At 72.1% G+C, this 13,960-nt stretch carries 12 protein-coding genes and 1 riboswitch; of the genes, 4 read left to right on the forward strand and 8 right to left on the reverse strand.

Annotated elements, in window-relative coordinates; translation table 11 throughout:
- Positions 1-83: 83 nt before the first annotated feature.
- Positions 84-464, forward strand: a complete 381-nt coding sequence (locus Vgi01_RS17195) for an FKBP-type peptidyl-prolyl cis-trans isomerase (protein ID WP_102656315.1) — start codon at positions 84-86, stop codon at positions 462-464.
- A 57-nt stretch (positions 465-521) separates the two neighbouring features.
- Here the strand turns inward: Vgi01_RS17195 and Vgi01_RS17200 are convergent, their stop codons facing one another.
- The 5 genes from Vgi01_RS17200 to pdhA form a co-directional block, all read right to left on the reverse strand.
- Positions 522-875, reverse strand: coding sequence for an STAS domain-containing protein (locus Vgi01_RS17200; RefSeq protein WP_102656314.1), 354 nt, complete (start codon positions 873-875; stop codon positions 522-524).
- 187 nt (positions 876-1,062) lie between these two features.
- Positions 1,063-2,325, reverse strand: coding sequence for a L,D-transpeptidase (locus tag Vgi01_RS17205; RefSeq protein ID WP_102656313.1), 1,263 nt, complete (start codon positions 2,323-2,325; stop codon positions 1,063-1,065).
- Positions 2,326-2,606: 281 nt separating this feature from the next.
- Positions 2,607-4,007 (reverse strand): dihydrolipoamide acetyltransferase family protein, encoded by a 1,401-nt coding sequence (locus Vgi01_RS17210; protein ID WP_204291681.1) that lies wholly within the window; start codon positions 4,005-4,007, stop codon positions 2,607-2,609.
- Positions 4,004-5,020 (reverse strand): alpha-ketoacid dehydrogenase subunit beta, encoded by a 1,017-nt coding sequence (locus tag Vgi01_RS17215; RefSeq protein WP_102656311.1) that lies wholly within the window; start codon positions 5,018-5,020, stop codon positions 4,004-4,006. The genes Vgi01_RS17210 and Vgi01_RS17215 overlap by 4 nt, the downstream gene beginning before the upstream one ends.
- Complete coding sequence (gene pdhA / locus Vgi01_RS17220) at positions 5,020-6,186, reverse strand: pyruvate dehydrogenase (acetyl-transferring) E1 component subunit alpha (protein WP_102656310.1); 1,167 nt, start codon at positions 6,184-6,186, stop codon at positions 5,020-5,022. The genes Vgi01_RS17215 and pdhA overlap by 1 nt, the downstream gene beginning before the upstream one ends.
- A 103-nt stretch (positions 6,187-6,289) precedes the next feature.
- Here pdhA and Vgi01_RS17225 point away from each other — a divergent pair, with 103 nt between their 5' ends.
- Positions 6,290-6,793 carry an Lrp/AsnC family transcriptional regulator gene (locus Vgi01_RS17225; protein WP_102656309.1) on the forward strand — a complete coding sequence of 168 codons (504 nt, stop codon included), beginning with the start codon at positions 6,290-6,292 and terminating at the stop codon, positions 6,791-6,793.
- A gap of 6 nt (positions 6,794-6,799) precedes the next feature.
- Here the strand turns inward: Vgi01_RS17225 and Vgi01_RS17230 are convergent, their stop codons facing one another.
- Positions 6,800-7,771, reverse strand: coding sequence for a DNA polymerase domain-containing protein (locus Vgi01_RS17230; protein ID WP_204291682.1), 972 nt, complete (start codon positions 7,769-7,771; stop codon positions 6,800-6,802).
- A 166-nt stretch (positions 7,772-7,937) separates the two neighbouring features.
- On the opposite strand from Vgi01_RS17230, the gene Vgi01_RS17235 reads away from it, so the two are divergent.
- Positions 7,938-9,434, forward strand: a complete 1,497-nt coding sequence (locus tag Vgi01_RS17235; RefSeq protein ID WP_204291683.1) for a S8 family peptidase — start codon at positions 7,938-7,940, stop codon at positions 9,432-9,434.
- Positions 9,435-9,506: 72 nt separating this feature from the next.
- A riboswitch (ZMP/ZTP riboswitch) is annotated at positions 9,507-9,596 on the forward strand.
- An 18-nt stretch (positions 9,597-9,614) separates the two neighbouring features.
- Complete coding sequence (locus tag Vgi01_RS17240; protein WP_204291684.1) at positions 9,615-11,051, forward strand: glycine hydroxymethyltransferase; 1,437 nt, start codon at positions 9,615-9,617, stop codon at positions 11,049-11,051.
- 143 nt (positions 11,052-11,194) lie between these two features.
- Here Vgi01_RS17240 and Vgi01_RS17245 read toward each other — a convergent pair whose 3' ends face one another.
- The gene (locus Vgi01_RS17245; protein ID WP_013734497.1) at positions 11,195-11,455 is read right to left on the reverse strand and encodes a hypothetical protein; all 261 of its coding nucleotides are present in this window, start codon (positions 11,453-11,455) and stop codon (positions 11,195-11,197) included.
- A gap of 89 nt (positions 11,456-11,544) precedes the next feature.
- On the reverse strand, positions 11,545-13,821 hold the full coding sequence (locus tag Vgi01_RS17250) for a HelD family protein (protein ID WP_204291685.1): 2,277 nt from the start codon (positions 13,819-13,821) through the stop codon (positions 11,545-11,547).
- Between the last annotated feature and the right edge of the window lie 139 nt (positions 13,822-13,960).

A 13,960-nucleotide genomic window follows, 5' to 3' on the forward strand; every position in this document is an offset into this window, starting at 1 on the left:
GTCACCACCAGGTGACGCCCGCCGCTTGCCGTAGCATCCGGCAGGATTGTGCTGACTGAAACCGACGTCACAGGAGAATTCGCATGAACCAGGCAGCGAGCAAGCCCGAGATCGGTCCGATCGAGGGAGCCCCGCCGGCCGACCTCGTGATCGAGGACATCACCGTCGGCGACGGCCCGGAGGCCCAGCCTGGCCAGGTGGCACGGGTCCACTACGTGGGGGTGGCGCACTCCACCGGCGCGGAGTTCGACGCGTCCTGGAACCGCGGCGAGGCGTTCGAGTTCCCGCTCGGCGGCGGACGGGTCATCTCCGGCTGGGACCAGGGCGTGGTGGGGATGCGGGTCGGCGGTCGCCGCAAGCTGACCATCCCGCCGCACCTGGGCTACGGCAGCCGGGGTGCCGGTGGTGTCATCAAGCCCAACGAGACCCTGGTGTTCGTGGTCGACCTGCTCGGCGTGCGCTGAGGGCAGCGTCGGCGGCGTCGGATGCCTCCCCGGTGTCCGACGCCGCCGCTCTGTTGGTCAGCAGACGGCCGCGAGCATCCGGTCAGGGGTCGCCTCGGCGATCGGGATGACCCGGCGCAGACCGGTGGCGCGCAGCACCTTGTCGACCACCGGCGGCGGATCCACAAGCACCAACTGGCCACCCTGGGCCCGCACCCAGAGCCGCGCGGCGATCAACGCGCGCACCCCGGCCGCGGAGAGCAGCCGGACCTCGGAGAGGTCCACTCGCAGCTGCGACCGTGCCGGTGCCGCCCAGAGCGCGGCCCGGAACGCCCCGACAGTGGCGATGTCGATCACACCCACCACGCGCACGCACACCACGTCGTCCGACACCGTGGTCTCGACGTGGAATCGTTCCTCGCGCTCTCGCATGAGTCGAACCTATCCAGCGGGACCGACACTTTCACCCTGCGCAGAGATGGTTCCGGGTAGATCCAGGGCATGACCCGCAGACCCACCGGGTCCACCCTAGGGAGGATCCCCCGCGCCGGTGTCGTACGCCGACGCGGGCGGCATCCGGGCCGGCCCGTGACGAGCCGGCCCGGAGCGTACGGACGCCTCAGCCGCCGCTGGCGGACGGTGCCGGCTCCGGTGAGCCACCGGCCACCGCGCCGGGATCCGGCGCCTGGGTCGGGGTGGGTTGCAGCCCGGCCGGCACCGGCAGCGCGCTGCCCTTGGCGAACTGCTCCCAGCTGACGTTCCAGGCGGTCCAGCCGTTGCCCTCGTCGAGTGGGACCTCGGTGCCCTTGACGGTGACCAGGTCGCCGACCTGGGTGACGCCCATCAACCAGTCGGCGTTGGCCGCCGACAGGTTCGTGCACCCGTGCGACACGTTGGTGTAGCCCTGGTCCCCCTCCGACCACGGGGCGCCGTGGATGAACTCACCGCGCCAGGTGAGCCGTTGCGCGTCCTCCACGTCGACCACGTACGGATCGGCCGAACCCCGGGTGTCGAAGGTGGTGAAGTCGTGCTTCTCCATGATCACCATCTTGCCGCTGGAGGTCGGCGTGCTCGGTTTGCCGAGACTGACCGGCAGCTTGCGCAGCAGCTTGCCGTCCTGGAACACCGACATCCGCTTGGTCGCGTTGTCGATCTCCAACTGGACCTGCCGGCCGATCTTCGAGGTGGCCCGCTTGTCCGTGTCGCCGACGTACTCCTTGCCGATGGGCAGGCCCTCCAGTCCCGACCGGACGCTGATCGTCGTCCCCGGTCGCCAGAAGTCGGGCGCCCGGTAATAGACCTGGCTGCCGTCGGACACCCAGGACCAGGTGCCCGGCTGCGGCGGATCCGTCTTCACGAACAATCGACGCTGCACATCCGCCCGCGCCTCTTTCGGAATGGGCGGGTCGAAGGCGACGGTTACCGGCATCGCCGTGCCGTACGTCCGATTGCCGGCGAAATACAGCACGCTACTGATGGCCGGTTTCGACGATTTCGGCTGAGTGGTGAACGTGGTCTTACGGGTGACCGTGTCCCCCGAGTCGCCGGTGACGGTCACCTCCGCGGTGTACGTCCGCTTCGGTGCCAGTGGCTTGCTCGGCACCCATCCGGTGCCGTCCTCGCGTGGCTCCGCCTCGACGGCGGCGCCCTTGTCGTCGGTGATGCGGACGGCGGTCACCCGGCCGTGCTTGACGTCGGTGCCGATCTCGCCGCTGATCGGCACGTCACGGGTGCCCTCGGCCGGAGTGACGGTCACCTCCGGCTTGGCCCGCGCCTCGGCCTGCTGCTGGCCGGGCCTGCGGTCGCTGGTGCATGCCCCCAACGCCAACGGTGCCGCCGCGACGGTCACCGCGAACAGCGTCAGTCGCCGCCTGAACCTCATGATGATCGTCCCCCCGTTTATCTCCGTCCTCTGCCACATTCTCTCTGCCGGACACCGACTGTTTTGCAATTTCGGAAAGAGCGAAGAAAAGCGCGGCCCCGACACTTCCGCGAATTCCGCACCGCCTCGGCCCCTCAGATACCCGGTAGCGCAGCGAAGGGCGGTGCCGCCGCGAATGTCCCGGCCCGTGCCGAGCGGGCGCCCTCCGGTCGGCGGACAGCCGAACGCGCCCGGCGTCCCCTTGTAGGGGGGATGCCGGGCGCGTGGTGGTGGTGCCGGACTCAGACGGCGGCGATGAGCGCCTCCGGCCGCTCGACACAGTCGGCGACATGCCGCAGGAACCCGCCGGCCACCCCGCCGTCGCAGACCCGATGGTCGAAGGTGAGGCTGAGCTGGGTGACCTTGCGGACCGCGAGTTGACCGTCGACCACCCACGGCTTGTCGACGATGCGACCCACCCCGAGCAGCGCCGCTTCCGGGTGGTTGATGATCGGCGTGGAGCCGTCGACACCGAACACGCCGTAGTTGTTGAGCGTGAAGGTGCCCCCGGTCAGCCGCGCCGGTGGCAGCTCGCCGGCGCGGGCGGCCTGCGTGGTGGCGGCCAACTCGGCGGCCAGTTCCATGGTGGTCAGCCGGTCGGCGTCGCGCAGCACCGGAACCAGCAGACCCCGGTCGGTCTGGGCGGCGATGCCCAGATGCACCCCGGCGGACTGCACGATCCGCTGTCCCTCGGTGTCGACCCGGGCGTTGAGCTGCGGGTAGCGCCGCAGGCCGGACAGGCAGATGCGGGCCAGCAGGGCCAGGATGCTCACCGGCCGGTCGGGGTACGCGGCGTTGATCGCGGCCCGGGTCGCCAGCAGGGCGGTGGCGTCGGCGTCCACCCAGATGGTCACCTCGGGGATCTCCCGGCGACTGCGGGAGAGCTTGTCGGCGATCACCTTGCGGATGCCGGTCAACGGAATGACCTGATCCCCCGCCCCGGTCGGGGCCAGCCCGACGTGCGCCGCCGACTGCGCGGCGATGGACGAGTCAACGGTGGTGGAGGTCGCGGCGTCGGCCGCCGCCTCCACGTCCGCTCGCCGGATCACGCCGCCGGGCCCGCTGCCGCGTACCGTGGCCAGGTCCACCCCGCGCTCGCGGGCCAGCCGACGCACGATCGGCGAGATGACCAGGGCCGTGGCCGACTGTGACGGTACGGACGTGACCACCGGTGCCGGGACGGCGGCCGCTGGCGCCGGGGCGGCCGGAGCTGGGGCCGTCGGAGCCGGAGCTGGGGCCGTCGGAGCCGGGGCGGCCGGCGAGGCGGTGGCGTGGGCGACGGGGCGGGCCCGCCGACGGCGGCGTGCCCCGCCGTGTCCGGTGCCGTACCCGATGAGGACGTTGCCGGAACCGGCCCGCTCCTCCTCCCGGTAGACCGCGTGCCCGACCGGTTCGGACCCGCCGTCCGCCGCCACGGTGATCAGCGGCTGGCCGACCGGGCGCACCTCACCCTCCGCGCCGTGCAGGGCCACGACCCGGCCGGCGTACGGGCAGGGCACGTCCACGACGGCCTTGGCGGTCTCCACCTCGACCACGGTCTGGTCCACGGTGACGACGTCGCCGACCGCGACCCGCCACTGCACGATCTCCGCTTCGGCGAGCCCCTCGCCGAGGTCGGGTAGGAGGAAGACCTGCTCGCTCATGCCGGCACCCCGTCGGTCAGCCACCGGGAGTCCGGCTGGTCGTCCCACTGCAGCCGGGCCACCGCGTCGAGCACCCGGTCGACCGAGGGCAGGTGGGTGTGCTCCAGCATCGGCGCGGGGTACGGGATGTCCAACCCGGACACCCGCAGCACCGGGGCGTGCAGGGCGTGGAAGCAGCGCTCCTGCACCCGGGCGGCGATCTCCGCGCCCACCCCGGCGAAGCCCTGCGCCTCCTGCACCACCACGCAGCGACCGGTACGGCGTACCGAGGCGGCGATCGTGGCGTCGTCGAACGGCACGATGGTGCGTACGTCGACGACCTCCAGGTCCCAGCCCTCCTCCTTGGCGGCCTCGGCGGCCTCCAGGGCGACCGGCACCGCCGGGCCGTAGGCGACAAGGGTGGCGTCGCGGCCGGGCCGGCGTACGACCGCCCGACCGAAGGGCTCGGTACGCGCCGGAAGGTCCGCCTCGCCGCTGGCGAAGTAGAGCTTCTTCGGCTCCATGAAGACCACCGGGTCCGGGTCGTCGATCGCCTCGCGCATCAGCGAGTACGCGTCGGCGACGGTCGCCGGGGTGATCACCTTCAGGCCCGGGGTGTGGGCGTAGTACGCCTCGGAGGAGTCACAGTGGTGCTCCACCCCACCGATGCCCCCGGCGTACGGCACCCGGATGACCATCGGCACGCTGAGCGCGCCACGGGTGCGGTTGCGCAGCTTCGCCACGTGCGAGGCGATCTGCTCGAAGGCCGGGTACGCGAACGCGTCGAACTGCATCTCGACCACCGGACGCAGCCCGGACATGGCCAGCCCGACGGCGAACCCGACGATGCCGGCCTCGGCCAGCGGGGTGTCGAAGCAGCGCTTGTCGCCGAAGCGGGCCTGCAGGCCGTCGGTGATCCGGAAGACCCCGCCCAACTGGCCGACGTCCTCGCCGAAGACGACTACCCGCTCGTCGTCGAGCATCGCGTCGGCGAGGGCGGCGTTGAGGGCCTTCGCCATCGTCATGGTGGCCATCAGGCGTCCTCCTCCTGCGTCGCGGCCAGCTCGGCGCGTACCTGTTCCCGCTGCTCCACCAGTTGCGGGGTGGGCTCGGCGTAGACGTGCTCGAAGAGGCTGAGCGGGTCGACGGTGGGCTGGACGTTCATCCGCTCGCGCAGCCGCGCCGCGTACGCCTCGGCCTCCTCGGCGATCTCGGCGACGGCGGCGTCGTCGAGCACCTCGCGGGCCCGCAGGTAGCTCTCCAGCCGGGTGATCGGGTCACGCTCGCGCCACGCCTCGACCTCCTCGGCGTCGCGGTAGCGGGTCTGGTCGTCGGCGTTGGTGTGCGGCTCCATCCGGTAGGTGTGCGCCTCCACCAGGTACGGCCCCTTGCCGGCCCGGGCGTGCGCGACGGCCCGGTTCAGCACCGCCAGCACCGCGACCGGGTCGTTGCCGTCGACCTGCTCGCTCGGCACCCCGTAGCCGACGCCCTTGTAGGCCAGGGTCGGCGCGGCGGTCTGCCGGGACAGCGGAACGCTGATCGCGTACCTGTTGTTCTGCACGAAGTAGACGACCGGTGCCTTGAACACGGCGGCGAAGTTGACGCCCTCGTGGAAGTCGCCCTCGCTGGTGGCGCCGTCACCGATGTAGACCAGCGCGACGGTGTCCCGCCCCTGGTACGACTCGCCGTAGGCCAGGCCGGCGGCGTGCACGCACTGGGTGGCCAGCGGGGTGCACTGCGGGGCGGTGCGCACCTCGGTGGGGTCGTACCCGCAGTGCCAGTCGCCGCGCAGCAGGGTGAGCACCTCGACCGGGTCGATGCCGCGGGCGGTCAGCGCCATCGACTCGCGGTAGGTGGGGAACACCCAGTCGTCCTCGCGCAGCGCCAGGACGCCGCCGACCTGGCAGGCCTCCTGGCCCCGGGAGGACGGGTAGACGGCCAGCCGGCCCTGCTTGGTCAGCGCGGTGGCCTGCGCGTCGAAGCGGCGGCCGACCACCATCCGCCGGTACATCTCGCGCAGCGCCTCGACGGGCGGCTCGGGATAGTCGGGGTGGGCCGGCAGCGGGGTGCCGTCGGAGTTCAGCAACCGGACCGGCTCGGCCTGCGGCATCAGGCCGGCGGACGGGTCCGGTGCGGCCGGGGTGGCCGGCCGGCGCTTTCGCGGGGACGCCCTGCGCGCCGCCTGGGGGGTCGTGGTCACGGCGAACCTCCTGGACGTGTGGTGGCCCTATGCTCCTTTGGTTGGATGATTGACTCAAGATGCCCGGTGAACGCGGGATGATTGGCACCGAGGGGAGGCTGCGATGGGCCAGGAGACCGTCAACGGCCCGGCCGTGACGAGCGCCACGGGACGTTCGGCACAACTGGACGAGGTGGACCGGCGGTTGCTCGACGAGTTGACCCGCGACGGGCGGATGTCCATCCGTACCCTCGCCGAGCGGGTGCACGTGTCCCGGACCAACGCGTACGCCCGGGTCGAGCGGCTGGTCCGGGACGGGGTGATCACCGGGTTCACCGCTCGGGTCGCCCCGGAACCGGCCGGCCTGGGCACCTCGGCGTACATCGCGTTGACCATCCGGCAGAACACCTGGCGGGAGGTCTCGGCGGAGCTGGCGCAGGTGCGCTACGTCGAACACGTGGCGCTGCTCAGCGGCGAGCACGACGTGCTGGCCCTGGTCCGCGCGCCGGACAACGCCACCCTGCGGGACGTGGTGCTGGACCGGGTCCAGCGCATCTCCGGGGTGCTGTCCACCCGCAGCTGGCTGGTCTTCGAGGAGTACGCCGGGGTCAACAGCCCCTGGTCGTAGCGGGGCTCAGCGTTCCGGTGGCGCGGCGAGGCCCTCCCGGTCGGCCAACTCCAGCAGCCGGTCCAGCGAAAATCGGGCCTCGTCCAGTCCCGCGTGCAGGTCGCCGTGTTGGGCGAACCGGCCGGGCATGCTCACCACGTCGAAGTCCTCCGGCCGGACTTCGTCCAGCTCGGCCCAGTCCAGCGGCGCGGAGACCAACGCCTGCGGGGTCGGGCGGATCGAGTAGGCCGAGGCCATCGTGTGGTCGCGGGCCATCTGGTTGTAGTCGATGAAGACCGGCCGGTCCCGCTGCTCGCGCCACCAGGTGGTGGTGACCAGGTCGGGGCGGCGACGTTGCAGCTCGCACCCCAACGCCAGCACCGCGCGCCGGCAGTCACCGAAGCTCCACCGGGGTTCGATCGGGACGTAGACGTGCAGGCCCCGGCCGCCGGTGGTCTTCGGGTAGCCGGTCAGACCCAACTCGTCGAGGAAGCGCCGCACCTCGTGCGCCACCGGCACCACCTGGTCGAACCCGACGCCGGGCATCGGGTCCAGGTCGATGCGCAGCTGATCGGGCCGCTCCACGTCGGCGCGGGTCACCGGCCAGGGGTGGAAGCGCAGGGTGCCCAGGTTGACCGCCCAGATCACCACCGCCAACTCCCCCGGTGCGACCTCGTCGGCGGTGCGACCGCTGGGAAAGGTGATGTGGGCGGTGCCCACCCAGTCGGGCGCGCCGGACGGCACCCGCTTCTGATAGAAGGCGTCGCCCCGGTTGTCCTGCCGGGTGGCGATTGTCGCCCCCTCGAACACCCCCCGTGGCCACCGTTCCAGCATGGTCGGGCGATCCCGCAGCGCACGCAGGATGCCGTCACCCACGGCGAGGAAGTAGCGCACCACGTCCAGCTTGGTCAGCCCACGCTCCGGGAAGTACGGCTTGTCCGGGCTGGAGACGCGAACCGTCCGCCGCCCCACCTGGATCTCCTCGGCCGTACCCGCCATGGACATCACCATAGGCGTGTCGATGGCCGGGTGGGGTGCGACGTCCTGGGGTGTAACGCCACATATCGAACGGACGCTTCTGATGTGAGAGCGGGCAACCCGTCCGCCACCGCCGGGCCGCCCGCACGAGGGTGCCGCACGGCGGGTCGCACCCTGGGGAGTCTGTGTGAAGAAGCTCGGCCGCAAGGCACTCGCCGTGGCGGTCGCCGTGGCACTCGGCGCCGGCGTCACAAGCGTTGTCACCGCCCCGGCCACCGCCTCGGTGAACGGCGGAGAGGCCCACGGCGGCGAGGCCACCTTCCTGGTGCTCACACCGCAGGGCGCCACGGTCGACCGGGCGCTGGCGCGGGTGGCCGCCGCCGACGGCCGGGTGGTCGCCGACTACCGGCAGATCGGTGTGCTGGTCGTCCGCTCCGCCAACCGTGACTTCGTCGCCGACACCGCCGGTGCGGGCGTCGAGTCCGTGGCGTCGACAGCCGGCCTGGGCACCGTGCTCGACGAGGGTCACACCGTCGAGCTGACCCCGGCGCAGGTGGCGGCCGCCGGCGGCGACCCGAGCACCGAGCCGCTGTTCGAGCAGCAGTGGAACATGCCGATGATCGACCTGCCGCGCGCCCACACGGTCACCGCCGGCAGCGCCGACGTGGTGGTCGGCGTACTGGACAGCGGCATCTCCAGCAGCCACCCCGACCTGGCCGGCCAGATCGCCCGGGACAAGAGCGCCTCCTGCCTCGGTGGGGTCGCGGACACCACCGAGGCGGCCTGGAACCCCACCACCTCCGACCACGGCACCCACGTGGCCGGCACCATCGCGGCCGCCCGCAACGGCGTCGGCGTCACCGGCGTGGCACCGGGCGTCAAGGTGGCCGCGGTGAAGGTCGTCGACAACGAGGGCTACATCTATCCGGAGGCTGCGGTCTGCGGGTTCATGTGGGCGGCCGAGCAGGGGATGCAGCTGACCAACAACAGCTACTACATCGACCCGTGGCAGCTGAACTGCCGCAACGACGCACGCCAGCGGCCGGTGTGGCAGGCCGTGCAGCGGGCCATCCGCTACTCGCAGAGCAGGGGTGTGCTCACCGTCGCCTCCACCGGCAACTCCCACCACGACATGGCGCACCGGTTCGTCGACTCGGGCAGCCCGAACAACGGCACCCCGGAGGTACGCGAGGTCAACGGCGCCTGCCTGGTGCTGCCCGCCCAGGCGCCGGGCGTGGTGACCGTCGCCGCGGTCGGGCCGACCGGGCAGAAGAGCTACTACTCGTCGTACGGTCAGGGGGTCGTCGACGTGACCGCGCCCGGCGGCGACAGCCGGATCCGCACCCAGGGCCTGGCCCCGACGACCGCCGACGCCATCCTGTCGACCACCTTCAACACCGTGACCCGCACCGACGGCTGGGGTTGGAAGCAGGGCACCTCGATGTCCGGTCCGCACGTCACCGGCGTCGCGGCGCTGGCCCTGTCGGCTCGCCCGGGCACGGCCCCCGGGCAGCTGGCGGCGCTGCTGGAGCGCACCGCCGTGCCCCAGCCCTGCCCCGCCGGCGGGTACGACCCGGTTCCGCTGCTGCCGAGCGCGACCGACTACACGGCCACCTGCCAGGGCGGCACGCGCAACGGCTTCCACGGCGCCGGCATCGTCAACGCCTACCGCGCGGTGAAGTGATCTTCGGCGGGGTCCGGCGTTCGAGGGGGACGCCGGACCCCGCCGACGGCCGACGTCGCACCCGGTAGGATCGGCGAGGGCCGTGACTGGCGCGTGGGGATGGAGCACCATCGGGAAGCGGTCCCGTCACAACGACGCACGCCGAGCGCCTGGGCCTTCCGCACATCCTCTGGAGGTCGCATGTCGCCCAACGCCGAGTCCACCGCCTTCCGCAGCGCACTGGAGGTCATCCGCTCCGTCGAGCCGCGGGTCGCCGACGCGATCGGCGCGGAGCTGGCCGACCAGCGCGAATCGCTCAAACTGATCGCCAGCGAGAACTACGCCTCACCGGCCACCCTGCTGGCGATGGGCAACTGGTTCAGCGACAAGTACGCCGAGGGCACCGTCGGCCGCCGCTTCTACGCCGGCTGCCAGAACGTCGACACCGTCGAGGCGCTCGCCGCCGAGCACGCCCGGGAGCTGTTCGGCGCGACCCACGCGTACGTGCAGCCGCACTCGGGCATCGACGCCAACCTGGTGGCGTTCTGGGCGATCCTGGCCGACCGGGTGGAGGCGCCGGCGCTCAAGCAGGCGCAGGCCCGGCACGTCAACGACCTGACCGAGGCCGACTGGTTCGCGCTGCGCCGGGAGCTGGGTGACCAGCGGATGCTCGGCATGTCGCTGGACGCCGGTGGGCACCTCACCCACGGCTTCCGGCCGAACATCTCGGGCAAGATGTTCGACCAGCGCAGCTACGGCACCGACCCGGCGACCGGCCTGGTCGACTACGACAAGGTCGCCGAGGCCGCCCGCGAGTTCCGGCCGCTGGTGCTGGTCGCCGGCTACTCGGCGTACCCCCGGAAGGTGAACTTCCGGATCATGCGGGAGATCGCCGACTCGGTCGGCGCGACCTTCATGGTCGACATGGCCCACTTCGCCGGCCTGGTGGCGGGCAAGGTCTTCACCGGCGACTTCAACCCGGTGCCGCACGCGCACATCGTCACCACCACCACCCACAAGTCGCTGCGTGGCCCGCGCGGCGGCATGGTGCTCTGCGGCCCGGAGCTGGCCGAGCAGGTGGACCGGGGGTGCCCGATGGTGCTCGGCGGCCCGCTGCCGCACGTGATGGCCGCCAAGGCGGTCGCGCTGGCCGAGGCCCGCCGTCCCGACTTCGCCGACTACGCCCAGCGCATCGTCGACAACGCCCAGGCGCTGGCCGAGGGCCTGCTGCGCCGCGGCGCCAAGCTGGTCACCGGCGGCACCGACAACCACCTGGTGCTCATCGACGTCAGCGGCTACGGGCTGACCGGCCGGCAGGCCGAGCAGGCGCTGCTGGACTCGGGCATCGTCACCAACCGCAACGCCGTGCCGCAGGACGTGAACGGCGCCTGGTACACCTCCGGCATCCGGATCGGCACGCCCGCGCTGACCACCCGTGGGCTGGGCGCGGCGGAGATGGACACCACGGCCGAGCTGATCCACACCGTGCTGAGCCAGACCACCGCCGGTACGAACCCGGACGGCACCGCCTCCAAGGCCAAGTACGTGCTCGACCCGGCCCTGGCCGACAAGGTCAGCCGCCAGGCCAGCGAACTGCTCGCCGGTTTCCCGCTCTACCCGAGCGTCGACCTGGGCTGACCGACGCGGCTTTCCGGCCGGCCCGACGCTGTGCGGCGTCGGGCCGGCCGTTTCTGCGCTGCCGTTCTGCTGCGGATGCACTGCCTGCCCGGCGGCGGGGCGCGACCCCACTCGCCCGTGGCACCGCCGGGTCAGGCACGTCTTCAGTTCAGCGGGCGCTTGAGGTGGTAGCGGTGGACCTCGGTGCTGCCCTGCACGTTGTTCACGTCCTCGGCGGCGGTGACGAGTTCCCAACCTTCCCGGCCGACCCGGTTGAGATGCGCGACGGCGGTGTCACCGTAGGCGGTGACGTCCTTGCGTGACCCGTCAGGGCCGTACCAGACGAACGTGACGTGAAAGTTCCGGCCCTGCCCCTGGTAGCGGCGGACCAACAAGGCGTACTCCCAGGCAACCATGCGATCCATTATGACTGTCCACCCAGGACCGGACCACGGGGGCCGTCACAGGTTGCGAACGGGTGAACGCGCTACGTCAGCTCAACGGGGTCATCGTTTTACAGGGCGACAGGCAGTGCGTCGTGGTGCAGGACGACAAGGGTCGCGACGGCTCGGGTCAGTACGACGTAGAGCCGGTTCATGCCACGCGGTTCGGCGGCCACGATCTCGGCCGGCTCCACGACGATGACGTGGTCGTACTCCAGGCCCTTGACCAGGCTGGCCGGGACCACCGCGACGCCGGGGGCGTCGATCAGCGGGGTGATCGTCTCGGTCCGGTCGTCGGCGGCGATGACGGCGACTGTCGCGTCGTGCGGCGCCTGCTGGAGTTCGTCGCGCAGCGCGGCGTGCAGGTCGTCGACCCGGCGTACGGCGAGGGTGCCACCGGGCCGGTACGACCGGGTCGGCGCGATCCCGGGGGTGAGGGCGCGGGCCGCGTACTCCGCGATCAGCGCCGGCACCCGGTAGCCGGTGTGCAGTTGCAGGGTGCGGATCTCCCGCTTGCCGATCCGGGCCAGCAACTGCGGCCACGACTGCGCCGCCAGCGGATGGGTCGCCTGCCCGAGGTCACCGACCACTGTCATCGAGGCGTACTCGACCCGCCGGGCGATCATGCGGCACTCCATCGGGGAGAGGTCCTGCGCCTCGTCGAGGATCACGTGCAGGTACGGCTCGTCGTCGGCGGAGTCCTCCTCGGCCTCCTCGACCGGCAGCGGTTCGGCCAGCACCGGCACGTACCCCTCCTCGCCGTGCGGGTCGAAGCCGTCGGCCCAGCCGACGACCTGGTGCCCCTCCCGCAGGATGACGGCCTCCGCCCAGCGCTGCGCGGCCACGACCGCGTCGTTGTCGATGCCCGGTCCGGCGAGCGCGAAGGGGGTCGACAGGTGGGGGGCGTACAACTCCCAGCCGTTGCGCAGCCCGCAGCTGAGCACGAAGGTCGCCACGCTCCGGGTGCCGGTGGTCAGCTCCCGCAGCCGCCACTCGGGCTCGGGCGCCTGCGGTGCGGCGGGCGGGCGGCCGAGCAGTTCGGCCAGTTCGTCCAGCAGCGGCACGTCGTCGACGGACCAGTCGGGCCGGTTCCGGTACGTCGCGGCCACTGCCTCGGCGTCCTCGGGGTCCAGACCGACCACCCGGGCCGGGTCGGCGAGCCAACGCAGAACCTCGGTCGGGGTCAGCGGCGGCCACCAGGCGCGGCGGAACCGACGGAACTCGTCACGGTCGCGGACCTCCTCGGCGAAGAGCTTCCGGTCCAGGTGCCTGCCGTCGACCTCCTGCCACAGGGCCTCCAGCAGAACGGCGGTGGCGGTCGGTGCCGCGGCGTTGGGTGTGGTGCCGTCCGCCGCGCAGCGGGTGCGGATGCGACGGCGGGCCGCAGCCAGGTGCCGCGCGTCGAGCGTCAGCGGCTGGCCCGCGTACACCAGTCGTAGCCGTTGCGGCGCGGTCGGCGGTGACTGCCAGATCAGCTCGGCCAGCACGTCGCGCATCCGGTCGTCGCCCTTGATCCGGGCGACGGCGGCGCGGTCGCGGCGGGTGGCGGTCACCCCCTCGACCAGCTCGCCGAGGGCCCGCAGGTGCACGCTCTCCTCGCCGAGGGAGGGCAGGACCCGGCTGATGTAGCGGGTGAACACGGTCGACGGGCCGACCACCAGAATGCGGCCGTCGGTGAGCCGGCCCCGGTTGGTGTAGAGCAGGTACGCCGCCCGGTGCAGCGCGACCTGCGTCTTGCCGGTCCCGGGCCCGCCGGTGATCAGGGTGACGCCCCGGGCCGGGGCCCGGATCGCCTCGTCCTGCTCCCGTTGGATGGTGCTGACGATGTCGCGCATGTGCGCGCCACGCGAGCGCCGCAGCGCGGCCAGCAACGCCCCTTCGCCGAGCACCCGCAGCTCACCGGCCTTCTCGGGGGTGAGCACGTCGTCGTCGAGGTCGATCACCTTGGGCCCTTGGCAGAGGATGACCCGGCGGCGGATCACCCCGAGCGGGTCGCCCGGCGTCGCCCGGTAGAACGCTGCGGCGGCCGGGGCCCGCCAGTCGACAAGCAGGGGTTCGTGGTCGTCGCGTACGCCGAGGCGACCGATGTGGAAGGTCTCGCCGTCGTCGAAGTCGAGCCGGCCGAAGACGATGCCCTCCGCCTCGGCGTCGAGCGACCGCAGCCGTACGGCCGCCCGGTGCACCATCGCGTCCCGCTCCACCAGTCCGGTGGCCGGGCCGCCGGCCGCCCGCCGATGCCCCTCGCCGGCGAGCTCGTCGGCCCGTTCCCGCGCGCCCTCCAGTAGCTCGTAGACCCGGTCCACGACGCCCTGTTCGGCAGCGATCTCCTGTCCCCTGACGTCAGCCATGCCCGCCCCCGCAACGCACGATGATTACCGGGTGAGCCTACGAGCCGGCCTGGGGACAAAAATCATCAATCCGGACGATCTGAAGGCGCATGGCGACCCGTACACTGAAGATGGCACGGACAAGCAGTCACTTCCTGGC

This window comes from Micromonospora gifhornensis (assembly GCF_016863515.1).
Taxonomy (GTDB): Bacteria; Actinomycetota; Actinomycetes; order Mycobacteriales; family Micromonosporaceae; genus Micromonospora; species Micromonospora gifhornensis.